Source organism: Streptomyces sp. NPDC002671, assembly GCF_053592475.1.
Map to the genome: position 1 here is coordinate 32,082 of NZ_JBSFVU010000009.1, position 25,048 is coordinate 57,129.

The window sequence follows — 25,048 nt, forward strand, 5'->3', positions numbered from 1 at the left end:
CGGGATCATGCTGGTCTGGGAGAGCCTGCCGAGCAAGCAAGGGCTGCCTGCCGAGCAAGGGCGACTAGGGCGAGATGAGCGGCGATGGAGCGACAGTCGACGTACACGGCCACGGCCGTCATCGATGAGCGGGGCATCCTGACCGGCTGGAGCGAGGGCGCCCAGCGGCTGCTCGGCTACGAACCCGCGGCGGTGCTCGGACAGCCGGCCCGCCGGCTGCTCGCCGCCGAGGGCGCCGCGGCCCGGCGGGCCCTGGCCGGTCGGGACCGCTGGAACGGCACCGTGCCCGTGCGCCACCGCGACGGCCGGTCCCTGGAGCTGGGGCTGCTCGCCCACCGCCGCACCACCGCCACCGGGGCCACCGACTGGCTCGTGGTGACCGCCGTAACGGCCCGGCCGCGGCCCCGGGGCGAGCCGCTGGAGGAGTGGACCTTCCTGCAGTCCCCGTTCCCGCTGGCGATCTTCGACACCGAGCTGCGGCTGATGCGCGCCAACCGCCGCATGGAGCGCGCGCTCGCCCTGCCCGAGGCCGCGATGCGCGGGCTGAGCCTGACGCACATCGTGCCCGGTCCGGCGAGCGAGGAGACCGACCGGACGATGCGGCTGGCGCTGGAGACCGGCCGGCCGCAGGAGGCCGACACCCGCCTCGGCCCGGACCTCGGCCAACCCACCGTCCTCACCCCGCTGAAGGACCCCGGCGGCCGGGTCCGGGCCGTCTGCCTGGCCACGCAGCGCCGCCCGCAGGATGCCGCCGCGGGGCAGCGCCCCTCCGGCGAGGCCGCCTCCCAAGTCGGCTCCGCCGCGGATCTCGCCCGCGGAGCGCAGGAACTCGGCGAGGTCACGGTCCCCCGGCTCGCCGACGTCATGGCCGTGGACCTGCTCGACTCCCCGCAGACCGAGGACGAGACCACCCCCGGCCCGGTCCTCCTGCGCCGCGCCGCGCTGCGTACGGCCACCCCGCACGACCCCGCTTCCGAGGCCGGGAGCGGCGTGGGCGAGGCGGTCGCCTGCCCGGCGGGCTCCCCCGCGGCCGAGTGCCTGGCCGCGCGCCGCACGATGCTGTACGACACGACCGACCCGGCCGTCGCCGAGTGGGCCACGCTGGACTCGGGCGCCGCCTGGCTGCGCGCCTCGCAGACCCGTTCGCTGCTGCTGGTGCCGCTGCTCGCCCAGGGCACCACGCTCGGGGTCGCGCTGTTCGGCCGCCGCGCGGGGCGGGAGCCCTTCGGGCCCGAGGATCTGCGGCTCGCCGAGGAGTTCACGGCCAAGGCCGCCACCGGCATCCACAACGCCCGCCGCTACTCCCGGGCCCGCACCACCACCATGGCCCTCCAGCGCAGCCTGCTCCCGCACACGCTGCCCGAGCAGGCGGCCCTGGAGATCGCCACCCGCTATCTGCCCGCAGCCACCAAGGCGGGCGTGGGCGGCGACTGGTTCGACGTGATCCCGCTGTCCGGGGCCCGCGTGGCCCTGGTCGTCGGCGACGTCGTCGGCCACGGCATCCGCGCCTCCGCCACCATGGGCCGGCTGCGCACCGCCGTACGCACCCTGGCGGACGTCGACCTCCCGGCCGACGAACTCCTCACCCATCTCGACGACCTGGTGCTGCGCCTGGCCGCCGACGAGGGCAGCGCGGACCCGGCCGCCGAGACCGCCGGCGGCATCGGCACCACCTGCCTGTACGCGGTCTACGACCCGGTCTCGCGCCAGTGCACCCTCGCCCGGGCCGGTCATCCGCCGCCCGCAGTGGTCACCCCGGACGGCGCGGTCCGCTTCGTCGACGTGCCCGCGGGGCCGCCGCTGGGGCTCGGCGGGCTGCCGTTCGAGGCCGTCGAGACGGAACTGCCCGAAGGCAGCCTGCTCGCCCTCTACACCGACGGGCTGCTGGAGGCCCGCGACCACGACATCGACGAGGCGCTGGACAAGATGTTCGCCGCGCTCGCCCGCCCCGCCCCGACCCTGGACGCCGTCTGCGACCACGTGCTCACCGCGCTGCTCAGCCACCGCCCCGACGACGACATCGCCCTGCTCGTCGCCCGCACCCGCGCCCTGCACGCCGACCGGGTCGCCGCGTGGGACCTGGACAACGAGCCGACCGTCGTCGCCGCCGCCCGCCACCTCGTCGACGACCAGCTGACCGAGTGGGGGCTGGCCGAGGTCTCCTTCACCACCGAGCTGATGGTCAGCGAGCTGGTCACCAACGCGATCCGTTACGGCCGCCCGCCCATCCAGCTCCGCCTGATCCACCAGGGCGACAAGCTGATCTGCGAGGTCTACGACTCCAGCGGCACCACCCCGCACATGCGGCGCGCCCGCATCTTCGACGAGGGCGGCCGGGGCCTGCTGCTCGTCGCCCAGCTCGCCGAGAGCTGGGGCACCCGGCACGACCGCGTCGGCAAGACGGTGTGGGCGGAGCAGACGGTGGCCCCGGTCTGAGCGACGCCTGAACGAGGCCTGAGCGGCGCACGCGGACACGGCTCTGCCCCGCCGGGAGGGGCGGGGCAGCGGCTGGTTGTGCCACGAAGCGGCGGGGGTGAAGGCCATGCAGACCCTCACCCCCGCCACCGGTTGTCAGGCGCCGCCGGTGCGGCCGTCGGCGTCAGCCCTGGGTGCCACCCTGGGTGTTCCCGGCGCCACCACCCTGAGTGCCACCCTGGGTGTTGCCGTTACCGCCACCCTGGGTACCACCCTGCGTGTTCCCGGCGCCACCACCCTGAGTGCCGCCCTGGGTGTTGCCGTTACCGCCACCCTGGGTACCACCCTGCGTGTTCCCGGCGCCACCACCCTGAGTGCCGCCCTGGGTGTTGCCGTTACCGCTGCCCTGGGTACCGCCCTGCGTGTTCCCGTTACCGCTGCCCTGAGTGCCACCCTGCGTGTTCCCGTTACCGCTGCCCTGAGTGCCACCCTGCGTGTTCCCGGCGCCACCACCCTGAGTGCCGCCCTGGGTGTTGCCGTTACCGCTGCCCTGGGTACCGCCCTGCGTGTTGCCGTTACCGCTGCCCTGAGTGCCACCCTGCGTGTTCCCGTTACCGCTGCCCTGAGTGCCACCCTGCGTGTTCCCGTTGCCGATCTGAGTGCCACCAATGGTGTTGCCCTGACCACCATTTATGGTGTTGTTGACAATGTTTGTCACATTGTTCGTCACTTGGTTCACTACAGAGGGTGACAACCCGAGCTTTTGCGCTTCCGCTTTTGCTTCCCGTCGCCCTATTTCGGCTGCCTGCGCCGTGGAAGCACCCTTGCTCACTGCCTGCTGTGCCGCTTCCGCCCCCTTCGCCGTCGCTGTTGCGGCGCCGGACGCCGTGGAGCCTGAGGCTGATCCAGACGACGCGCACCGAACCGTGCCTACGGAAACCGAACCACCGCCGGTAATGGCAACCTTGACGTCGCCCTTCGGTCCAGCGGAGACACGAGAGATGGTTTTTCCGTCACGCGTGACGTCATATGCCTGATGAGGAGCGAAGCCGTTACCACGCATCACCCCGTCTCGAACGCTGCATTCCGCTGCAGGGGCTGCCATCGGAACAGTCTGGGCTGTCTGGGCAACCGCCACCCCTGCCGTTCCGGCGAGTATTGCAGTGACGCAGGACAGACCGGCGATGTGCGCAATGCGCTGCTTCCTTGCCATGGGAATCTCCCTCGAATAACAATCGGCCCAGATTCTGAAATTCACCGCAAGCCGGGGTTTCGACTTGCCCGGTGTCTCAGTTCTGCTTGACGGCCGAGTTCTTTACCTGCCACCAGATTGCCGGTTTCGGGCGCGGGGAGAAAGCGACGGAGATTCGGGGCTTGACACACGGGACGCCGGTGATACCCCCCTTCGACCTTCCTCCCAGCGAGAAGCCGGACCGACCTGTCGAACCGTGGGATTCTCCTGCGGCCTGGCTTTGTTCACGAGAACGGGCTCTGGCGCAACTTCCGTGCAGGATGCGGCCGGAGTGTCCCTGCACGCGGGCGTGCCCGAGGCTTCGGAGCCGACAGCCGAAGCAGGCTGACCGTCGGGGATCGGAGTCTGGCAGCAGTGGCAGTCGGCCTGCCCGGGGGTGCTTTGCGCGTTACAGTCCGGCCGCCTGGACCAGTGACGCCCGCTCGCCCTCGTCCAGTTGAAGGCCGGCCAGCAGTTCGTCATCGGCCAGCAGACGTCGCACCCATGCCGCGTCGGCAACGAATGCCGCTCGGCACAGGGCCCGTTCAGGATGGTCCTTCTCAGGGCCGCTGACCGCCAGATCCCACGCGTTGTCGGGGTCGGTCGGTGCGGACAGGGCGGCGGCTACGAGCACGAGCCCGAACAACTCGTTCCGGCGTGGGATCGATGGATCGGCAGTCAGTCGGAGCAGGTACGGGACGACAGCCGACATCGTCGCACTAATGGACATCGGTCCTGACATCACAAGCCAGTCCAGTGCTCGCTCTGCCATCTCAGCCGCGTCGGGATCGAGCAGCCCACGCAGGACGGCCGGGACATTAACCGGGCAGCCAGGAACGGACGACCACTCCACGTCCTCGCACCCTTCCAGTGCCGGATGTGGAGAAGCCTCTTGCCTCAGGTGCGGGTAGGCCGCCGTCAGAGCTGCTGTCGCGGTCACCGCTGCGGCCTCGTGATCCACCTTGCACACCAGCGTGCCTCCCATCTGCCAGCTCGCCCCAGGCCAGCCGCACTCCTCACCCTTTGGTCAAGAGTCGTACAGCCCACGTCGTGAAAACGCGAGGCCAAAAAAAGTTCATCACCTCGCAGAGGTTGCCTCCGCGAGGTGATGAACTCATTTATTGATCAACCCTGGGTGCCTCCCTGGGTGTTCCCGTTGCCACCTCCCTGAGTGCCACCCTGCGTGTTCCCGTTGCCACCACCCTGAGTGCCACCCTGCGTGTTCCCGTTGCCACCACCCTGAGTGCCACCCTGGGTGTTGCCGTTGCCACCACCCTGAGTGCCACCCTGCGTGTTGCCGTTACCGCCACCCTGAGTGCCACCCTGCGTGTTGCCGTTGCCACCACCCTGAGTGCCACCCTGCGTGTTCCCGTTACCGCCACCCTGGGTACCACCCTGGGTGTTGCCGTTGCCACCACCCTGGGTACCACCCTGCGTGTTGCCGTTACCGCCACCCTGGGTACCACCCTGGGTATTGCCGTTGCCACCACCCTGGGTACCACCCTGCGTGTTGCCGTTACCGCCACCCTGGGTACCACCCTGCGTGTTGCCGTTGCCGCCACCCTGAGTACCACCCTGCGTGTTGCCGGCGTGGCAGTGGTGGTGGCAATGGTGGCTCTTATGGGCCACCACATGAGCGACCGACATGGCGGGGGCCGCCATCGCGGAGGAGGCCGGAATAATGACTCCCCCGGCCATCGCCGCGGACGCGATCGCCGTCGCGAGGAGAAGACCTCGACGCTTGGGACGGGACTCGGACGTCTTGGAATTACGGTTCATGATTTCTCCTGCTTCCTGGATTGGAGCCCATTGGATGCGCTCCGAGAATTCGGGACACTGGCAGCGCAATCATTTCCGCCGTACCCCGCGGCCTCATTTCCTATCCGGTGGGGCCGCACATCCAGTAAGCCCAAAGAGGGCGGCACGGGTCACGTTCCGAGGACTCGGGACTTGACGAGGGGAAAAACGCCCGGTATTACGTCGGCCGCTGGAGAACCGGGCCGGCCCAGGCGGGCGGCTCCGGTACCGGCAGGGGCGCCGGGGCGGACGTGGGCATGGGCGTGGCGTCGTGCGGAGCCGCCTCGGCGGCCACGGCGGAACGCAGCGCCGCAACGAACTCCAGGCAGGTGCCGTACCGGTCCTCCGGGGCCTTCGCCAGGGCCTTGCGCAGGACGTCGTCCACCGCCCGCGGGAGCTCCGGCCGGCGCTCGCTCACCGCGGGCGGCGGGTCGTACTGGTGCGCCCACAGCAGTTCGAGGTGGTCGTCGCGCTCGAAGGGTGGCGCGCCCGCCAGGGTCTCGTGCACGACGCAGGCCAGGCTGTAGAGATCGGACCTGCCGTCCACCGGGCGGCCCGCGATCCGCTCCGGCGCCACGTAGTCGAGCGTGCCGACGAACTCGCCCGCGGTGGTGAACCCGGTGAGCGACAGGGACTTCTTCGCCAGCCCGAAGTCCGTGAGGTACACGTGCTCGGGGTGGTCGCTGTCGACGCCCTTGGCGACCAGGACGTTGCCGGGTTTGACGTCCCGGTGGACCAGTTCGTGGGCGTGGGCCGCGTCCAGGGCGGAGGCCAGCTGGGCGGCGATGCGCAGCGCGGCCGGTACGTCGAGGGGGCCGTCCCGGTCGAGCACGGCCCGCAGGTCGAGACCATGGACGTAACACATCGCGATGTACAGGATCCCGTCGGCCTCGCCGGCCTCGAAGACGGGCACGATGTTGGGGTGGTCGATGGCGGCGGCCACCCGGGACTCGTACGCGAAACGGCGGCGGAAGGCGTCGTTGCGGGTGTACTCGGGAGCGAGCAGCTTGAGGGCTACCGTGCGGCCCAGGCGCAGGTCGGTGGCGCAGTACACCACGGCCATGCCGCCGTGGCCTAGCTCTCGCTCGACCCGGTAGCCGGCGATCTCCGCCCCGATCAGCCCGGAGGGGCGGCTGGGGGGCCAACTCACGCCTGAATTCTACCGAGTGATCCATATATGCGCCCATGACGGGATCTCTCGATGACGGCATGGCAGAGGCCCGGGTCTCCCTCACGGAACCCGGGCCTCGCCTTTCCGGCAGCGCCTGTCACGCCGCGACCGGAACCTCCGGCGTCGCGCCGTTCGTGGCGGGCGCGAGCGCCAGCTCCAGGACCTGTCGGACGTCGGACACGGCGTGGACGTCCAGCTTGTCCAGCACCTCGGCCGGGACGTCGTCCAGGTCGGGCTCGTTGCGCTTGGGGATGATCACGGTGGTCACCCCGGCGCGGTGCGCGGCGAGCAGCTTCTGCTTCACGCCGCCGATGGGCAGCACCCGGCCGGTCAGCGAGACCTCGCCGGTCATGGCCACGTCCGTGCGGACCAGGCGGCCGGAGAGCAGCGAGGCGAGGGCCGTGGTCATCGTCACGCCCGCGCTCGGGCCGTCCTTCGGCACCGCGCCCGCCGGGAAGTGGATGTGTACGCCCCGGTCCTTCAAGTCGCCGACCGGAAGCTCCAGTTCGGCGCCGTGGCTGCGCAGGAAGCTCAGCGCGATCTGCGCCGACTCCTTCATCACTTCACCCAGCTGCCCGGTCAGGGTCAGGCCCGCCGCGCCGGTCTCCGGGTCGGCGAGGGACGCCTCCACGAAGAGCACGTCACCACCGGCTCCGGTGACCGCGAGGCCGGTCGCGACGCCGGGCACGGACGTACGGCGCTCGGCCGGGTCCTGGGCGGACTCGGGCACGTGGTGCGGGCGCCCGATCAGTCCGCGCAGGTCCTCGTCCCGTACGGTGAACGGCAGCTCCCGCCCGCCCAGTTCGTGCTGTGCGGCGATCTTGCGCAGCAGCCGCGCGACGGACCGCTCCAGGGTGCGTACGCCCGCCTCGCGCGTGTACTCGCCGGCGAGCTTGCGCAGCGCGCTCTCCTCGATCGTGACCTCGTCCTTGTTCAGACCGGCCCGCTCCAGCTGGCGCGGGAGCAGGTGGTCACGGGCGATGACGATCTTCTCGTCCTCCGTGTAGCCGTCCAGGCGGACGATCTCCATCCGGTCGGCCAGCGCCTCCGGGATGGCCTCCAGGACGTTGGCGGTGGCCAGGAAGACGACGTCCGACAGGTCGAGTTCGACCTCCAGGTAGTGGTCGCGGAACGTGTGGTTCTGCGCCGGGTCCAGGACCTCCAGCAGGGCGGCTGCCGGGTCGCCCCGGAAGTCCGAGCCCACCTTGTCGATCTCGTCGAGCAGCACGACCGGGTTCAGGGACCCGGCCTCCTTGACGGCGCGCACGATCCGGCCGGGCAGCGCGCCGACGTACGTACGCCGGTGGCCGCGGATCTCGGCCTCGTCACGGACGCCGCCGAGGGCGACGCGGACGAACTTGCGCCCCATCGCGTGCGCGACGGACTCGCCGAGCGACGTCTTGCCCACGCCGGGCGGGCCGACGAGCGCGAGCACGGCACCGCCGCGCCGGCCGCCGATGACACCCAGGCCGCGCTCACTGCGCCGCTTGCGCACCGCCAGGTACTCGGTGATGCGCTCCTTCACGTCCTCCAGGCCGGCGTGCTCGGCGTCCAGGACCGCCTTGGCGCCCTGGATGTCGTACGCGTCCTCGGTGCGCGTGTTCCACGGCAGCTCCAGGACGGTGTCCAGCCAGGTGCGGATCCACGAGCCCTCCGGCGACTGGTCGGAGGCGCGCTCCAGCTTGTCGACCTCCTTGAGGGCGGCCTCCCGGACGTTCTCCGGCAGGTCGGCGGCCTCGACGCGGGCGCGGTAGTCGTCGGACTCCTCGCCCTCCTGCTCGCCGTTCAGCTCGCGCAGCTCCTTGCGGACGGCCTCCAGCTGACGGCGCAGCAGGAACTCGCGCTGCTGCTTGTCGACCCCCTCCTGGACGTCCTTGGCGATGGTCTCGGCCACGTCCTGCTCGGCGAGGTGGTCGCGGAGCTGCTGCGTGGCGAGCTTCAGCCGGGCCACCGGGTCGGCGGTCTCCAGCAGCTCCACCTTCTGCTCGGTGGTCAGGAAGGGCGAGTAACCGGAGTTGTCGGCCAGCGCCGAGACGTCCTCGATGGCCTGGACACGGTCGACGACCTGCCAGGCGCCGCGCTTCTTCAGCCAGCTGCTGGCCAGCGCCTTGTACTCCTTGACCAGATCCGCGACCTGGCCCGGCAGCGGCTCGGGCACGCTCTCCTCGATGCGCGCGCCCTCGACCCACAGCGCCGCGCCCGGCCCAGTGGTACCCGCGCCGATCCGCACCCGGCTCCGGCCGCGGATCAGGGCACCCGGGTCGCCGTCGGCCAGCCGGCCGACCTGCTCGACCGTGCCGAGCACACCCGTCTTGGCGTACGTGCCGTCGATGCGTGGCACCAGCAGAACCTTGGGCTTCCCGGGCGTGGAACGCGCGGCGGCCTGTGCGGCCTCCACCGCGGCCCGTACCTCTGCGTCGCTCAGGTCCAGCGGAACAACCATGCCGGGCAGCACGACCTCGTCGTCGAGCGGCAGCACGGGCAGGGCGAGCGTGAACGCCGTGGACTCAGCAGCCATGATCTCCCCTTAGGCAGTCAACTTGAGTTATGCCGACTCAACTAATGCCGGTGCATGGATGTTCCGGACTGCCGTTCGCTGTGAGCGATCAGGGGGTGACGCATGGGTTTCTGCAGGTGAGAGAAGGCTGGGCCGGCTGCTGCCAGCGGCGCACCAGAGGCCAGGCCGCTATGCCGATCGACAGGGCGATCAGATGGCCCCAGTTCGTCATCGGGTCCTGGAAGGCGATCAGGTCGTTGAGGAGGGTGCCGGTGAACAGGGCGAGCAGGGGCCAGCGGAGCCAGGGGGTGAGCAGGCCGGCGAGGGCGCTGGTGCTGGCCGCGACGCCGAAGCTGATGCCGTAGTCCAGGCGGTGCAGCGAGGTCTCGGGGAGGTGGCCGAAGAGGACCGCCAGGCCCACCGGGACCTCCGTGGCGAGGGTGGCGAGGACGTGCCCGGCCAGGAACACGCAGACGGCCCGCGCCCCGCCTATGCGCCGCTCCAGCCCGGTCAGCACGAGCACGAAGGTGAGTGCGTACGGCGACAGGACCCCGCCCGCGATCCACAGCGCGCTGGCCAGCAGCACCAGGACGGGCGTGCGCACCAGGTGGGCGACGTCCGTGCTGGAGTCCTGGTAGAGCGCGTGCACGAGCCCGGGGTCGGCCAACGCCGCGATCAGCGAGGTGACGGCCAGGACGGCCGTGTAGGCGAAGGTGAAGGGGGTGCGCCCCGGGGACGGCAGCAGGTGCCAGGGGCGGAGACGCGGGGCGCGCTCTTCCGCGGGCGCGGAGGCAGGGGCGGGTGCCGTGGCGCCTCGCTGGCGTGGCATGCCGTCCAGAAAGCGGGCGATGCCGGGGGCCGAGGGGACTGCTGGGCCGTCGGCGGGAAGGGGCAGGCCCGGCGGGGGCGGGGACGCGGCCGTCACAGGGCCCTTGGCGGTCCGATCCACGGTGTGGCGCTCCTTCCGTCGCGCCCCACCCTTGGCGTTGCGCGGGCCCCTGTCTATGACCGACGCCACGCGAGAGCCGATTCACAGCAACCTCTCAAGCTCCGGGCGCGTCCGGCCTCCGCCCCTGCTCAAGGCCGCGGCAGGGAAACCACCCTCCCGTCATCCGTAATTCCCGTGCCCGCAAAGCCCCGTTCGAGCAGGATGGGCTCATGACTGCCGCGTACGACGCTCCCGTGGTCCTGGACCGGCGCGATGGCCCCTTCGGAGAAGTGGTGCTGCGCAGACACGGGGAGCTGTTGCAGATCATCGCCAACGGCTGCTTCCTGATGGACACCTCCGACGGCCGCTCGGAGCGGCTGCTGGTCGACGCCGCGTACGGGGCCCTGGACGGGCGGCCGGCGCCGGACGTGCTGATCGGCGGGCTGGGGGTCGGGTTCTCGCTCGCACACGCTGCCGCCGACCCCCGCTGGGGGCGGATCACGGTGGTGGAGCGGGAGCCCGCCGTCGTCGGCTGGCACCGGCGCGGACCGCTCGCACAGGTGTCCGCGGCGGCCCTCGCCGACCCCCGTACCGAGATCGTGGAAGGCGACCTGGTGAGGTACGTCCATGAGACTTCAGACACGTTCGACGCCCTGTGCCTGGACATCGACAACGGCCCCGGCTGGACCGTGACCGAGGACAACGGCGGACTGTACTCACCCGCCGGACTCGCTTCCTGCGCAAGGGTGTTGAAGCCGGGCGGGGTACTTGCCGTATGGTCTGCCGAGCCCTCTCCGGAATTTGAAGGAAGTTTGCGGAATGCCGGGTTCCGACAGGTGCGTACCGAAGAGGTGCCCGTTGCCCGGGGCGTTCCGGACGCCGTGCACCTCGCCGTCCGACCTGGATAGCGACGGCACGGGGAGTCCCCGTAGGGTGCTTCTCTGACGCGGATCATTCAAGCGTCAATCGCAGTCATGGGATCTCCCCACGGATTCCGGAAAGCAACATAAGCAACAGGGGCGGGCGATGGAGCAGACACACACCTCCCAGAGCGGCGCGGCGACGAGCACCCCGGGGGCTCAGCGTCGCGTGCTGGTGGTCGAGGACGATCCCACGATCGTCGACGCCATCGCGGCCCGGCTCCGTGCCGAGGGATTCCTCGTGCAGACCGCGGTCGACGGACCGGCCGCCGTCGACACGGCCGAGGCCTGGCAGCCCGACCTGCTGATCCTCGACATCATGCTGCCGGGCTTCGACGGCCTGGAGGTCTGCCGCCGGGTTCAGGCGCAGCGGCCGGTGCCGGTGCTGATGCTCACCGCGCGGGACGACGAGACGGACATGCTGGTCGGGCTCGGGGTCGGCGCCGACGACTACATGACCAAGCCGTTCTCGATGCGGGAACTGGCGGCGCGCGTGCACGTGCTGCTGCGGCGCGTGGAGCGGGCGGCCCTGGCCGCCGCGACGCCCCGCTCCGGCATCCTGCGCCTCGGCGAGCTGGAGATCGACCACGCGCAGCGCCGGGTACGGGTGAAGTCGGAGGACGTCCACCTGACGCCCACCGAGTTCGACCTGCTGGTGTGCCTGGCGAACACCCCGCGCGCGGTGCTCTCCCGTGAGCAGCTGCTGGCCGAGGTGTGGGACTGGGCGGACGCCTCCGGCACCCGGACCGTGGACAGCCACATCAAGGCGCTGCGCCGGAAGATCGGCGCCGAGCGGATCCGTACCGTGCACGGCGTGGGCTACGCGCTGGAGACGCCGACGCCATGAGCGGCGGGCGCGAAGCCGCACGGAGGGGCCCCGGGTACCCCGCGGGGGAGCCCTGGGGCGGCGTACGCCCGTTCTCGGTCAAGACCAAGCTGGGCGCTCTGGTCGTCATCTCGGTGCTGATCACCACCGGTCTGTCGATCGTCGCGGTGCACACCAAGACCGAGCTGCGTTTCATCACGGTCTTCTCGATGATCGCCACGCTGCTGATCACGCAGTTCGTGGCGCACTCGCTCACCTCGCCCCTGGACGAGATGAACGCGGTGGCCCGCTCCATCTCGCAGGGCGACTACACGCGCCGGGTGCGCGAGAACCGCCGGGACGAGCTGGGCGACCTGGCCGAGACGATCAACGTCATGGCCGACGAGCTGGAGGCGCAGGACCAGCAGCGAAAAGAGCTGGTCGCGAACGTCTCGCACGAGCTGCGCACGCCGATCGCCGGCCTGCGCGCGGTGCTGGAGAACATCGTCGACGGGGTCACCGAGGCCGACCCGGAGACCATGCGGACGGCCCTGAAGCAGACCGAGCGGCTCAGCCGGCTCGTGGAGACGCTGCTGGACCTGTCCCGGCTCGACAACGGCGTCGTACCGCTGAAGAAGCGCCGCTTCGAGGTGTGGCCGTACCTGTCGGGCGTGCTGAAGGAGGCCAACATGGTCGCCTCCGCGCGCGCGGACATCGCCTCCGGCTCGGGCAAGCACACGCGTACGGACGTCCATCTGCACCTCGACGTCTCCCCGCCGGAGCTGACCGCGCACGCGGACCCCGAGCGCATCCACCAGGTCGTCGCGAACCTGATCGACAACGCGGTCAAGCACAGCCCGCCGCACGGCCGTGTGACCGTACGGGCGCGGCGCGGGCCGCAGCCGGACTCGCTGGAGCTGGAGGTCCTGGACGAGGGGCCCGGCATCCCGCGCTCGGAGTGGCACCGGGTGTTCGAGCGGTTCAACCGCGGCTCGGTGACCCGGCCGCACGGTCCGGGCAGCGACGGGGGCACCGGTCTCGGCCTCGCGATCGCCCGCTGGGCGGTGGATCTGCACGGCGGCCGGATCGGTGTGGCCGAATCCGATCGCGGTTGCAGGATCATCGTCACTCTTCCGGGAGAGACTTCCGCCCCAAGTTGACGTAAAGTCCGAACCGGAGCCACAAGATCCATGTGCGTCCGCGCAGCCGGACACGTGTGATCTGGGACGGGCCCGGGCGCGCGCCCGCACTGATCCGCGCCGGGCCCCGCTCGGCGAACCCGCACACACCCGCTGACATGCGGAACCACGCTTGTTTCCCGCCATATCAAGCCCTGAAACAAGATTTCCGGTGTGACTTACGCGACGATGAACGGGCTCGACCTGACCTTCGCGGTCTTGGAGGCGTAGCCTTTATTTCCGCTGTCCATCACCTTGTGAAGCGGAAGAGGGCGGTTGCCGCCGTGTCGCCACAGTCCCCCAGTAACTCGAGCATCTCCACCGACGACCAAGCCGGGAAGAACCCCGCTGCTGCGTTCGGTCCGAACGAGTGGCTCGTCGACGAGATCTATCAGCAGTACCTCCAGGACCCGAATTCGGTAGACCGTGCCTGGTGGGACTTCTTCGCCGACTACAAGCCGGGCGCGCCTGCCGCCCCGGCTCCGGCGGGTACTGCGGCCACGGGGGCCGCAGAGACCACCACCACGGCTGCTCCCGCGGCCCCGAGCGCGCCCGCGGCCCCGGCCGCCGCCGCTCCCGCCCCGGTGGCCCCGAAGCCCGCCGCGGCTCCGGCCCCCGCCCCGGCCAAGCCGGCGACGCCCGCACAGGCGCCCGCTCAGCCGGTGGCGAAGGCCGCTCCCGCCGCGAAGGCTCCGGCGCAGGCCCCCGAGGGCCCCGAGCTGGTCACCCTGCGCGGCCCGGCCGCCGCGGTCGCGAAGAACATGAACGCCTCGCTGGAGCTGCCGACGGCCACCTCGGTCCGCGCGGTCCCGGTGAAGCTGCTGTTCGACAACCGGATCGTCATCAACAACCACCTCAAGCGCGCCCGCGGCGGGAAGATCTCCTTCACGCACGTCATCGGGTACGCGATGGTGCAGGCCATCAAGGCCATGCCGTCGATGAACTGGTCCTTCGGCGAGAAGGACGGCAAGCCGACCCTCGTCAAGCCGCCGCACGTCAACCTCGGTCTCGCCATCGACCTGGTCAAGCCCAACGGCGACCGCCAGCTGGTCGTCGCGGCGATCAAGAAGGCCGAGACGCTGAACTTCTTCGAGTTCTGGCAGGCCTACGAGGACATCGTCCGTCGCGCCCGCGACAACAAGCTGACCATGGACGACTTCACCGGTGTCACGGTCTCCCTGACCAACCCCGGCGGTCTCGGCACCGTCCACTCCGTGCCGCGTCTGATGCCCGGCCAGTCCGTGATCATGGGCGTCGGCTCCATGGACTACCCGGCGGAGTTCCAGGGCACCTCCCAGGACACCCTGAACAAGCTCGGCATCTCGAAGGTCATGACGCTCACGTCGACCTACGACCACCGGGTGATCCAGGGCGCCGCCTCCGGCGAGTTCCTGCGCCAGGTCGCGAACCTGCTGCTCGGCGAGAACGGCTTCTACGACGACATCTTCAAGGCGCTGCGCATCCCCTACGAGCCGGTCCGCTGGCTCCGGGACATCGACGCCTCGCACGACGACGACGTCACCAAGGCCGCCCGCGTCTTCGAGCTGATCCACTCCTACCGGGTCCGCGGTCACGTGATGGCCGACACCGACCCGCTGGAGTACCGCCAGCGCAAGCACCCCGACCTGGACATCACCGAGCACGGCCTCACCCTGTGGGACCTGGAGCGCGAGTTCGCCGTCGGCGGCTTCTCCGGCAAGTCCCTGATGAAGCTGCGCGACATCCTCGGTGTCCTGCGCGACTCGTACTGCCGCACCATCGGCATCGAGTTCATGCACATCCAGGACCCGAAGCAGCGCAAGTGGATCCAGGACCGCGTCGAGCGCCCGCACACCAAGCCGGAGCGCGAGGAGCAGCTGCGCATCCTGCGCCGCCTGAACGCGGCTGAGGCCTTCGAGACCTTCCTGCAGACGAAGTACGTCGGCCAGAAGCGCTTCTCGCTGGAGGGCGGCGAGTCCGTCATCCCGCTGCTGGACGCGGTCATCGACAGCGCCGCCGAGTCGCGCCTGGACGAGGTCGTCATCGGCATGGCCCACCGTGGCCGCCTGAACGTCCTCGCCAACATCGTCGGCAAGTCGTACGCGCAGATCTTCCGCGAGTTCGAGGGCAACCTCGACCCGAAGTCGATGCACGGCTCCGGCGACGTGAAGTACCACCTGGGCGCCGAGGGCACCTTCACGGGCCTGGACGGCGAGCAGATCACGGTCTCGCTGGCCGCCAACCCGTCCCACCTGGAGACGGTCGACCCGGTCATCGAGGGCATCGCCCGCGCCAAGCAGGACATCATCAACAAGGGCGGCACGGACTTCACGGTCCTGCCGGTCGCGCTGCACGGCGACGCGGCCTTCGCCGGCCAGGGCGTGGTGGCCGAGACCCTGAACATGTCGCAGCTGCGCGGCTACCGCACCGGCGGCACGGTCCACATCGTCATCAACAACCAGGTCGGCTTCACCGCGGCCCCCGAGTCCTCGCGTTCCTCCATGTACGCGACGGACGTGGCCCGCATGATCGAGGCCCCGATCTTCCACGTGAACGGCGACGACCCCGAGGCCGTCGTCCGCGTGGCGCGGCTCGCCTTCGAGTTCCGCCAGGCGTTCAACAAGGACGTGGTGATCGACCTCATCTGCTACCGCCGCCGCGGTCACAACGAGTCGGACAACCCGGCCTTCACCCAGCCGCTGATGTACGACCTGATCGACAAGAAGCGCTCGGTGCGCAAGCTCTACACCGAGTCCCTGATCGGTCGCGGCGACATCACCCTGGAAGAGGCCGAGCAGGCGCTGCAGGACTACCAGGGCCAGCTGGAGAAGGTCTTCACCGAGGTCCGCGAGGCCACCTCGCAGCCGGCCGACGGTGCCGTCCACGCTCCGCAGGACGGCTTCCCGGTCTCGGTGCCGACCGCGATCTCCTCGGAGGTCGTGAAGCGCATCGCCGAGTCCCAGGTCAACATCCCCGACCACTTCACCGTGCACCCGCGTCTGCTGCCGCAGCTGCAGCGCCGCACGACGATGGTCGAGGACGGCACGATCGACTGGGGCATGGGCGAGACCCTCGCCGTCGGCTCCCTGCTGCTGGAGGGCACGCCGGTCCGGCTGTCCGGCCAGGACTCCCAGCGCGGCACCTTCGGCCAGCGCCACGCGGTTCTCATCGACCGCGAGACGGGCGAGGAGTACACCCCGCTCCAGTACCTCGCCGAGGACCAGGCGCGCTACAACGTCTACAACTCCCTCCTGTCCGAGTACGCGGTCATGGGCTTCGAGTACGGCTACTCGCTGACCCGCCCCGACGCGCTCGTGATGTGGGAGGCGCAGTTCGGTGACTTCGTCAACGGCGCGCAGACAGTGGTCGACGAGTACATCTCGGCCGCGGAGCAGAAGTGGGGCCAGATGAGCGGCGTCACGCTGCTCCTCCCCCACGGCTACGAGGGCCAGGGCCCGGACCACTCCTCGGCCCGTGTCGAGCGCTTCCTGCAGCTCTGCGCGCAGAACAACATGACGGTCGCGATGCCCACGCTCCCGTCGAACTACTTCCACCTCCTGCGGTGGCAGGTGCACAACCCGCACCACAAGCCGCTGGTCGTCTTCACCCCGAAGTCGATGCTGCGCCTGAAGGCGGCGGCCTCGAAGGCGGAGGAGTTCACGAGCGGGGAGTTCCGCCCGGTCATCGGCGACAGCACGGTCGACCCGGCCGCGGTCCGCAAGGTCGTCTTCTGCGCCGGCAAGGTCTACTACGACCTGGAGGCCGAGCGTCAGAAGCGCGGTGCCACGGACACGGCGATCATCCGCATCGAGCGCCTGTACCCGCTGCCGGGTGCCGAGCTCCAGGCGGAGGTCAACAAGTACCCGAACGCCGAGAAGTACCTGTGGGCCCAGGAGGAGCCGGCGAACCAGGGTGCCTGGCCGTTCATCGCGCTCAACCTGATCGACCACCTGGACCTGGCGGTCGGCGCGGACATCCCGGCCGGCGAGCGGCTGCGGCGCATCTCCCGCCCGCACGGCTCGTCCCCGGCGGTGGGCTCCGCCAAGCGCCACCAGGCGGAGCAGGAGCAGCTGGTGCGTGAGGTGTTCGAGGCGTAAGCCTCCGGCGGTTCAGCCGACACTCAGGGCCCGGTACCGAGTTCTTGCTCGGTACCGGGCCCTTTCGCCTACCCGTCGGGGCGCTTCAGCCCAGGTACGGCTCGAAGTCCCAGTACGGCCGGGTGCGTTGGCGGGCCGAGATGGTGTGGGGGTGTTGGGCGCCCAGGATGCGGGTGAGGGCGAGGAGGCCGTCCTCCTCCAGCTTGGCGGCCTCCTCGTGCTCGCGGGCCGCCCGCAGGTCCGCCGCGAGTGCCACCTGGCCGGAGAGCGTGAGCGGGTGCTCGTCGCCCAGTACGCTCCGGGCCCGGCGCAGGGTGTCGCGGCTCAGGCCGACGGCGTCGGCGATACGGCCGTTGAAGTTCCGTGCGCCGGCGGCGTTGAGGGCGCAGCCGAGGACCCAGGGGTGGTCCGGGCCGAGGGTGACCGTGAGACCGGCGAGCGCCGCCTCGAACATCGACATGGCCTCCGCCCGTTCGCCGGCGGCCTGCATCACGAGAGCCGTGTTGCAGACCATGCCGGTGGCCACCGGGTGCGCCGGGCCGAGGAGGGCGCGGTATCCGGCCTCCGCCTCGTCGATCAGGTCGCGGGCCTGGCTCAGGTCACCGTGCTCGCGCATGTAGTTGCCGTAGTTCGTGATGAAGGACAGCGCGCGGTAGTGCCCCCGGCCGTGGACCTGGGCCAGCTGGTCCATGAGGCTGGCCAGCAGGGGGCCCACGTCCTGGGTGTGACTGCCCTCGCGGCGGTAGCACATGGCCAGCCTGGCGCGCGCCTCCATGGTCTGCGGATGCTGCGGGCCGAGCACCTGGACGTGCAGCCGGACCACCGGCTCCTGCCGGGCGAGCGCTTCGCGGTAACGGCCGAGGAGCCGCAGGTCCTCGGCGACGGCGCTTGCCGAGTTGAGCGTGCTGATGTGCCGGACCCGCAGGACGTTCTCGCGCCGGGTGAGGGTGTCCAGGTCGGTCTCGTACGCGTCCGCGTACCTGCCGAGGAGCCGGAGGCTGACCCCGAGATTGTGCCGGGCGAGCAGGGTGGGGACCTCGTCCTCGCCCAGCAGCCGGCCGTTGCCTTCGAGGACCTCCATCTGGAGTTCGTACGCCTCCTCGTAGCGTCCCAGGTGGCGCAGGCTGCTGGCCATGGCGCCCTTGGTGTTCAGTTCCCCGATGGGGTGGTGCTCCGCGGCGGCCTGCAGCTTCTCCAGGATGCCGCGGTCCAGTTCGTAGGCCTCGCGGAACCTGCCGCTGGCCCGCAGCATGTTGCTCTCCTGGGCGGTCAGGTCGAGCACGGGCTGGGCCAGGGGCTCCATCGTCCGGGACCAGTGGCTGCGGATCCGCTGGGCCAGGTCCAGGCCGCCCTTGTACTCCCCGCTCCTGAAGCAGTACCGCAGACAGTTCAGGACGGTCTCCTGGATCCGGGGGTGCCCGCTGCTCAGCGCTCCCGACGGCTCCAGGTGCGGCAGCAGTTCCGCGTAGCGCGGCCAGTTTCTGCTGTCCAGGGGGTTGCCGGGGTCGGCCTCCGCGAGGAGGTTGCGGACCGCCTTGCGGTGCACCGCGCGGCTCTCCTCGCTGGTCAGCTTGGACACGATGTCGTGGACGAGCCGGTGCATGTGCACGGATTCCTGGTGCGGGCCCATCTCGATGCCGGCCGGGCCGCGCGTCTCGCGGGTGAGCACCGAGTAGTTGACCAGCGTGTCCAGGGCCCGCGTCCAGGCGGGCAGGTCGGCCGCCATCCACCGCAGCTCCTCGGGGAAGTCGGCACGCGGGTAGGCGCGGATGAGCCCGAGCGGAATGCGTCCGGGAGCGAACGACGTGCACAGCCCGAGCACGTCGATGGCCTGCGGCTGGGCGCGGCGCAGCCGGTTGAGCAGTATCGACCAGGAGGTCATGGACGACTGCGGGAAGCCGTCACCGGTCGCGGGCTCGTCGACCGTGGACAGCCGGCGCTCCCGCACCATCCGCAGGTACTCGGGCACTTCCATGCCCGACTCGCCGAGCCAGGAGGCGGCCTGCACGAGCGGCAGCGGCACGTCCCCGAACTCCGCGGCGACCTCGTCGGCCTGGTCCGCGGTGATGTGGGGGGCGCGGCGCATCAGATAGGCGGTGGACTCCCCGCGCAGGAAGGCGGGGATCTCCAGGACGTCGGTGTGCTCGCTCCAGCCGCGGTTGCGTGAGGTGATCAGGACGTGCCCGGAGCCCTGGGGAAGCAACGTGTTCACGCCGTCGGTGTCGTCCCAGCCATCGAAGATCAGCAGCCAGTTGGCGTGCGGTTCGCCGCGGCGCAGTGCGTCCCGTACGGCACGGATGCGCTCGCCGGGTTCGCTGCCGATGCGCAGACCGAGTTCGACGGCGAGTTCGCCGAGGCGGTCGCGCTGGATGCTGCGGTCATCGGAGTTGACCCACCACACCAGGTCGTAGTCGGTGCTGAAGCGGTGTGCGTACTCCGCGGCCAGCTGGGTCTTGCCGATGCCGGACATGCCCATCAGCGTGCAGGCGGCGGCGCCTCGTTCGGCGTCGGCGAGGCGCTGGTGGAGGTCGGTGAGCAGATCGTCGCGACCGGTGAACCGCGGGTTGCGGCGCGGCACCTCGCCCCAGATCTCGCAGCGCGTGTCCGGGTAGCGGATGCGCGTGAGGGGAGTTCTCGGGCTGCGCCGCCGCTCCAGACCGAGCCGGCTCAGCAGCCGTTCCTCCGCGCCGTCCTCGCCCAGTCCCCACAGGCTCGCCGGTTCCAGGACCGCGGTCGCCGGCAGCAGCGGACGGTTGGTCAGGTTGACGGCGGCGAAGCGGTCCGCGTGCGCCGCCACGAAGCCGCGCAGCACGTCGTTCCACTCTCCCGCGGGCCGCGGGCCGAGTTCGAAGAACCAGTCGTTGAGGACGAGGATCACCCGGCCGCTGGAGAGCAGCAGGTCGCCCAGCGAGGCCTCCAGCGGGACCTCGCGCGGCGGGTCCCAGCGCTGCAGTGTGGCCCGGTGGCCGTGGCGTTCCAGGCACTGTGCGATCCACGCCGCCCAGGAGCGGTGGTAGCCCGGGAAGACCACCAGAAAGTGCCCGGGCGCCCCCGGCCCGTCCTCGCCCGACCGCCGCTGTTCCGCCATCGCCGCTCCCTGTTCCCGCGTCTGCCGCGCTGCCGGGCAGACCGTGCACAACGTAACGTAGTCAATGCGTCATGGAGTGTTACGCCAGGCTTCGGGCCGTCAGGCCGAGCCCGGCATGGTGCCTGCCCATGTGCCCGACGAACTCCCGTCCGGCAATGGTCAGTTCATCGGATTCACGGAGGATCAACAAGGCGTCGGCGACCTGATCCCGGTAGGTCTCGAACTGGCGGGCCGCCCGGCGTCGCCACACCCCGGAGGCGGCGGGGCCGTTGAGCGACCGCCAGGCGAGGTCGGTCAGGGCGAGATGGGCGTAGGCCCCCTGGATCACCGCGGGAACCGGGCGTGGGTCGGGGCGCCAGCCCACGCGGTGCAGGGTGCCCCCGTCGGGGCGGCACAGCGGTACGAGACCGTCGAGCACGGCCAGCTTGGTGTGGTGGATCTCGTGCACCAGGGCTTCCATCAGCTCTCCCGCGGCAGCGGGCAGCTGGGTGAGCGCGGCGCCGGGAGCGGCCCTGAGCGTGGCGCTCACCGGGACCCCTTCACGCTCCCGCGGCTGGGCCAGCGGCACTACGACGCGCAGCACGGCCCTGGTCTCGACGGCGCGCGCGGGGTCGGTCGCCGACAACAGGTCGTGCACCGCGCGCCATGCGTCGGCCCAGAGCCGGTGGGCGACCTGCGGATGTTCTGCCGCGGGCAGCGCCGAAGGGCCGATGCCCCGGGGTGGCACCCGGTAGGGATCCAGGTCGTCGAGTACGGAGGTACCGCCCGGCAGCATCCGCACCGCGGCCCAGCCGTTCCCGCCGCCGGCCGGCTGGCGCACGCCGGGTCCCCCGCCCGCTTTCGGCGCGAGGAGTGTCACCTCGCTCTCGCCCTCGCTGTCCGTCATCCGCACCAGCCCCGCGTAGCCGTCCAGGCGCACCTGGCCCGACGGGCACCGCAGCACGCCGATGCCCGGCAGGGTCAAGGACCCCGTAGGCGCGGTGAGCGTGCCCCGGACCGGGCATCCGGCGCGGACGGCGGCGGCGACGGCCACGCCGCCCAGGTGCGCCAGATGCCGTTCGAAGGCCGGGCCGTCGGGTGCGGCGAGCGCGCCGGCGAGCCAGGCTCCGATCGTCGGGTAGTCGAGGACGTCACGCACCGCGGCGGCGTCGGCCCGCTCCGCCCGCTCCAGCAGGGCCCAGTCCCGCTCGAAGTGACGGCGCCCCTCGGGGGACAACGGGACGCGCCGCCGATCGACCTTGACGAGCAGCGACTTCACGAGCAGCATGCGACGCGCGTGGAGTGCGGCACGCAGCACCGCGTGGGCCGCCGGCCGGGGCCTGGTTCTGCCGAGTTCCGCGAAGACCTCGGGCGGTATGGCCGACGCGAGGGTCATTTCCGGCCGTCCTCGCCCCGGACCGCCCCCGTGAGTCCGGCCGAAAACGTACCCACGTCACTGGCCCTCGTCGGAGTACCAGACCTCCGTGTATCCCTGCGAGTCCGCGAAGATCCGCCCGACGGCCGCCATGAGCCCCGGGTTGTCCATGGCACGCAATGCCCGCAGGTCGACGTCTGCGAGGTCGGTCAGAAGCAGTGTCCGTGCGGCTTCGTCGCCGGGGCCGACCCCCCGTGTCCTCCGCTCCGCCACCCTCGACTCCTCCCTGCCCGCGCCCGCCCCGCATGGCCGCAACGCTGCCCAGTTCTTCCCGACAGGCAAGGATCAGAAACCCGGGGCGGATCAACTTCGGTCAGGTTCAACCAAGTTGGTCCGTAACTCCGTCCAGGGCCACCACGGCGGCGCCACCGCTCGCCACTCCTCCTCCGGCACGCCCCGAAGCGCGTCCGGCCGCGCCGGTCCCGCCGCGGCCCGCTCCGCCAGGTGCCGCGTCAGCTCCACGTCCGCCCATTCCACTTCCCGCAGCGCCCCCACCAGCCGTTGCCACTGCTCCCGCGCCGCCCGGAACGCCTTCCGGGCCGCCCCCGGCCGCCCCATGAGAGCAAGCACCGTCGCGTGCCCGTGGAGGGCCCGCGCACCCGTGACCGACCCGGGGTCGCCGCCGTACGCAGCCCGTGCCTCACGCTCGGCGTTCTCGTACGCCTGCAGCGCCTCCATCAGCACCGGAGCCCCGGCGTGGTACCAGCCCTCCAGCCGTACCCGCCCCAACTGCAGCCAGGCCTCAGCCCGTACGCCCGGGTCGGCCGCCGCGCGCACCGCCTGGCCGAGCAGGTGCCGGCTCTCGAACAGGTCGGGCAGGAAGCCGACATGGCGGAACCGCTGGGCGAGCGCGCTGCCGACCAGGCCCTGCAGCCGGCCGCGGTCCGCGGACCTCGCGGGCAGCGAGTTCAGCGCCTCGCGCAGCACGTACTCGGCCCGGTCCACGACGTCCGCGCCGTCCGGTCCGGACGCCCGCTTGAGCAGCGACTCGCCCCAGGCGGTGAGAAGCCGCCCGCGCCGGGCGCCGTCAGCAGGCGCGAGCAACGCGGCCCGCTCGTACGTCTCGTCGGCCTCCCGGTACTCGCCCGTCCCCTCGTGGAAGGCGGCCAGCGCGACCAGACAGGGCAGCAGCAGGGCGGGATCGCGCCCGGCGACCCGCTGGGCCATCAGCAACGTCTCGCGCGCCTCGGCGTCATCGGCCCCGGCTCCCCGCAGAGCCCGCGCCAGATCCAGCAACGCAGGCGCCCGCACCCCGTCACCAGCCCCTTCGGCCGCCAACAGGGCACAGCCCTCGCGGAGTTCGGCGACGGCCACCCCAGGGCGCCCGAGATCGAGCAGAACCCGGCCGCGCAGCAGAGCCCGAGCCCGGTGCGCGGCCACCTCCCAGGGCTCCTCGTCCGTGACGTCTCGGTGGCGGTACCACCCCCTGGCCCGCTCGGCCACCCCCGGCCACGGCGGGCTGTCGGCGGCCAGGGGGGCCAGCACGGCGGTGAGGGCGGCCGGCTCTGCCGTCTGTTGCCACAGTTCGCGGTGGCAGGAGGCGAGTTCGAGGGCGGTGTCGGCTCGTACGCGGCTGTCGGCGGGAGTGTCCGCGTGGGCCGCGGCGAGTTCGGCGGCGGCCTCGCGCAGCAGCTCGGTGCGCCGGCCCGCCGCTCGCGCGGCGGCCGTGCCGGCCTCGGCGCGCAGCACGCGGCCGAGTACCAGGCGGGCCCGGACGCCGGGCTCGGTGCCGGTCGCCGCGGCGAGGGCCTGTTCCCGGGCGCGGCGCAGTACCTCCGGGTCGGCCAGCTGGTGGAACTGGTCGAGCAGGTGCTCGGCCTCGGCCAGCGGGTCGGAGGGGATCAGGCCCGGCAGGTAGAAGCGCAGGACGCGGGCGGGCACGCGCGCGAAGAGTTCGGCCTCGACCCCGCCCCCGCCGTCCCGCGGCCCGGTGTCCTCGGCCGGCCCCCCGGTGCCCGCACCGGCGCCCGCGGCCGGGTCCTGGTCGGCGAGCCGGGCCGAGGCGAGGGCGGCGAAGTTGCGGGTGCCCTTCCCGAAGTGCCGTTCCACATAGGCCGAGCAGTGCTTGAGGACGAGGGAGGCGGTGTGCTGGTCGAGGGAGGCCAGCAGCAGGTGCTGGACCCGTTGGGGGTACACGAAGCAGGGCTGGTCCTCGGTCCCGGGAAGCTGCCGCAGCAGCCCGCCGAGCAGCACCTCGGCCAGTTCCATCGGGCCGGTGTCGGGCAGCATCGCCCGCTGGACCAGCTGCATCACGGGCAGCGTGAGCGGGGCCGCGGCGAAGTAGACGGCCAGCCGGAGGGCGCCGGGCGAGGCTCCGGCGCGGAAGGCGCGCAGCAGGTCGTCCTCGCTGCGCTGCACGGGGGCGAGGGGTGCGACCGGCGCCGTCGTACCGGGTCCCGCGTAGGCGGCCCAGGCGTGTTCGCTCGTGGGCCCGGTGCCGCCGAGCAGCCGCGCGAAGGCCTCGAACGCCTCCGGGGTGGGCTGCAGCACCGGCACGGGCCGGGCGCCCGGGTCCGGTTCGTCCCAGGGCTCGTCGTCCGGCAGGAAGTCCAGGCGCCCGCCCGCGTCGGCGGCCCGGACCAGCCGGCCGGGCTCGGCGGGCAGCGCGGTACGGCCCCACAGCCGCGGCGGCAGCGGCTGGACGACGGCCAGTGGGGCCGTGCGCGGCCAGGCGTGCAGCAGGCGCTGGGCGCTGCCGTTCTGCCACAGGGGGCCCACGCAGTCGCTGATGACGAAGGTGATCCGGCGGCCGGTGGGGTCGTGCAGCTGGTCGGCCGGGCGCAGCCGGGTGCGCCGGCCGGGACCGGCGGTCGTACCGATGACCGGGGCTCCGGATTCGTCGGCGTACAGATGGTGGACGCGGACGGAGACGAACGCGCCGGACTGCTGGCAGGCCTGGCGCAGCTCCTCCACCAGCCGCCCCCACACGGCCATCGCGGGCCCGGTGTCCATGAGCAGCTGGACCTCGCAGCGCGGGCGGCGCACGGGCCGGGTGACGGGGAGCAGGATGCCGCTGGCGGCGGCCCAGTCGGCCGTGGCCTCCTCGTCGATCCGCTCGTCCCGGTCGCGCAGGGAGGCGGTCCGGTAGCGGCCGAGCGCGCGCAACGCCCGTTGCAGGCCGAGCAGTCCGGGCAGGGCACCGGCGGCGGGGGCCCGTACGGGGAAGGAGGCGTAAGGGGCCGAGGGGGCCCCGCCGTCCAGGGTGGCGTCCTCGGTCCGCGTGCGCGGCCCGAAGCCCGGGGTGTGCAGCGGGACGGCGGGGACGCCCGCGGGCGTGCGCCGCGGCTCGGGGCCGTCGTACGGCTCCGGGGGGCCGCCGGACGGCTCGGCGGCCGGAGGTACGTCTGCGTCGGGTACGTCGGCGAATCGGCTGCCGGAGGGAGGTGCGGACGGCCCGGGGTCTGCGCCGTCCGGTGCCGCGCCGAGCGAACGGGCGAGCCAGAGCGCGTCCGCCACGTCCTCGGCGGTGATGTCGAGCCCGCCTCGGCGCAGTTTCCCGATCAGCTCGTCCAGCCGCATCCCCGGCAT

The 25,048-nt window shown here is 71.6% G+C and carries 15 protein-coding genes; 5 read left to right on the plus strand and 10 right to left on the minus strand.

Annotated elements, in window-relative coordinates; genetic code table 11:
* Nucleotides 1–84 precede the first annotated feature (84 nt).
* Nucleotides 85–2,436, plus strand: coding sequence for a SpoIIE family protein phosphatase (locus ACWD35_RS15680; protein ID WP_451351774.1), 2,352 nt, complete (start codon nucleotides 85–87; stop codon nucleotides 2,434–2,436).
* A 163-nt stretch (nucleotides 2,437–2,599) separates the two neighbouring features.
* Here ACWD35_RS15680 and ACWD35_RS15685 read toward each other — a convergent pair whose 3' ends face one another.
* The 6 genes from ACWD35_RS15685 to ACWD35_RS15710 form a co-directional block, all read right to left on the minus strand.
* The gene (locus tag ACWD35_RS15685) at nucleotides 2,600–3,628 is read right to left on the minus strand and encodes a hypothetical protein (RefSeq protein WP_451351775.1); all 1,029 of its coding nucleotides are present in this window, start codon (nucleotides 3,626–3,628) and stop codon (nucleotides 2,600–2,602) included.
* A 427-nt stretch (nucleotides 3,629–4,055) separates the two neighbouring features.
* Nucleotides 4,056–4,631 carry a hypothetical protein gene (locus tag ACWD35_RS15690; protein WP_451351776.1) on the minus strand — a complete coding sequence of 192 codons (576 nt, stop codon included), beginning with the start codon at nucleotides 4,629–4,631 and terminating at the stop codon, nucleotides 4,056–4,058.
* Nucleotides 4,632–4,771: 140 nt separating this feature from the next.
* A complete protein-coding gene (locus ACWD35_RS15695; RefSeq protein WP_451351777.1) occupies nucleotides 4,772–5,425 on the minus strand; it encodes a hypothetical protein in 654 nt (217 codons plus the stop codon).
* A gap of 196 nt (nucleotides 5,426–5,621) precedes the next feature.
* A complete protein-coding gene (locus tag ACWD35_RS15700; protein WP_451351778.1) occupies nucleotides 5,622–6,593 on the minus strand; it encodes a serine/threonine-protein kinase in 972 nt (323 codons plus the stop codon).
* A 118-nt stretch (nucleotides 6,594–6,711) separates the two neighbouring features.
* Entirely contained in the window at nucleotides 6,712–9,132 is a 2,421-nt protein-coding gene (lon, locus tag ACWD35_RS15705; protein WP_451351779.1) for an endopeptidase La, read from the minus strand.
* Nucleotides 9,133–9,220: 88 nt separating this feature from the next.
* Entirely contained in the window at nucleotides 9,221–10,060 is an 840-nt protein-coding gene (locus ACWD35_RS15710) for a rhomboid-like protein (RefSeq protein ID WP_451351780.1), read from the minus strand.
* A gap of 209 nt (nucleotides 10,061–10,269) precedes the next feature.
* On the opposite strand from ACWD35_RS15710, the gene ACWD35_RS15715 reads away from it, so the two are divergent.
* The 4 genes from ACWD35_RS15715 (at nucleotide 10,270) to ACWD35_RS15730 (ending at nucleotide 17,018) form a co-directional block, all read left to right on the plus strand.
* On the plus strand, nucleotides 10,270–10,947 hold the full coding sequence (locus ACWD35_RS15715) for a spermine/spermidine synthase domain-containing protein (RefSeq protein ID WP_451351781.1): 678 nt from the start codon (nucleotides 10,270–10,272) through the stop codon (nucleotides 10,945–10,947).
* Between the two features lie 118 nt (nucleotides 10,948–11,065).
* On the plus strand, nucleotides 11,066–11,806 hold the full coding sequence (locus tag ACWD35_RS15720) for a response regulator transcription factor (protein WP_451351782.1): 741 nt from the start codon (nucleotides 11,066–11,068) through the stop codon (nucleotides 11,804–11,806).
* Nucleotides 11,803–12,924, plus strand: a complete 1,122-nt coding sequence (locus ACWD35_RS15725; protein ID WP_451351783.1) for a HAMP domain-containing sensor histidine kinase — start codon at nucleotides 11,803–11,805, stop codon at nucleotides 12,922–12,924. The genes ACWD35_RS15720 and ACWD35_RS15725 overlap by 4 nt, the downstream gene beginning before the upstream one ends.
* 302 nt (nucleotides 12,925–13,226) lie before the next feature.
* Nucleotides 13,227–17,018, plus strand: a complete 3,792-nt coding sequence (locus ACWD35_RS15730; RefSeq protein ID WP_451351784.1) for a multifunctional oxoglutarate decarboxylase/oxoglutarate dehydrogenase thiamine pyrophosphate-binding subunit/dihydrolipoyllysine-residue succinyltransferase subunit — start codon at nucleotides 13,227–13,229, stop codon at nucleotides 17,016–17,018.
* 85 nt (nucleotides 17,019–17,103) lie between these two features.
* Here the strand turns inward: ACWD35_RS15730 and fxsT are convergent, their stop codons facing one another.
* The 4 genes from fxsT to ACWD35_RS15750 form a co-directional block, all read right to left on the minus strand.
* Entirely contained in the window at nucleotides 17,104–20,106 is a 3,003-nt protein-coding gene (fxsT, locus tag ACWD35_RS15735; protein WP_451351785.1) for an FxSxx-COOH system tetratricopeptide repeat protein, read from the minus strand.
* A 79-nt stretch (nucleotides 20,107–20,185) separates the two neighbouring features.
* A complete protein-coding gene (locus ACWD35_RS15740; RefSeq protein ID WP_451351786.1) occupies nucleotides 20,186–21,481 on the minus strand; it encodes an aKG-HExxH-type peptide beta-hydroxylase in 1,296 nt (431 codons plus the stop codon).
* Nucleotides 21,482–21,538: 57 nt separating this feature from the next.
* Nucleotides 21,539–21,733, minus strand: coding sequence for a hypothetical protein (locus tag ACWD35_RS15745; RefSeq protein ID WP_451351787.1), 195 nt, complete (start codon nucleotides 21,731–21,733; stop codon nucleotides 21,539–21,541).
* Between the two features lie 90 nt (nucleotides 21,734–21,823).
* Nucleotides 21,824–25,048 carry an SAV_2336 N-terminal domain-related protein gene (locus tag ACWD35_RS15750; protein ID WP_451351788.1) on the minus strand — a complete coding sequence of 1,075 codons (3,225 nt, stop codon included), beginning with the start codon at nucleotides 25,046–25,048 and terminating at the stop codon, nucleotides 21,824–21,826.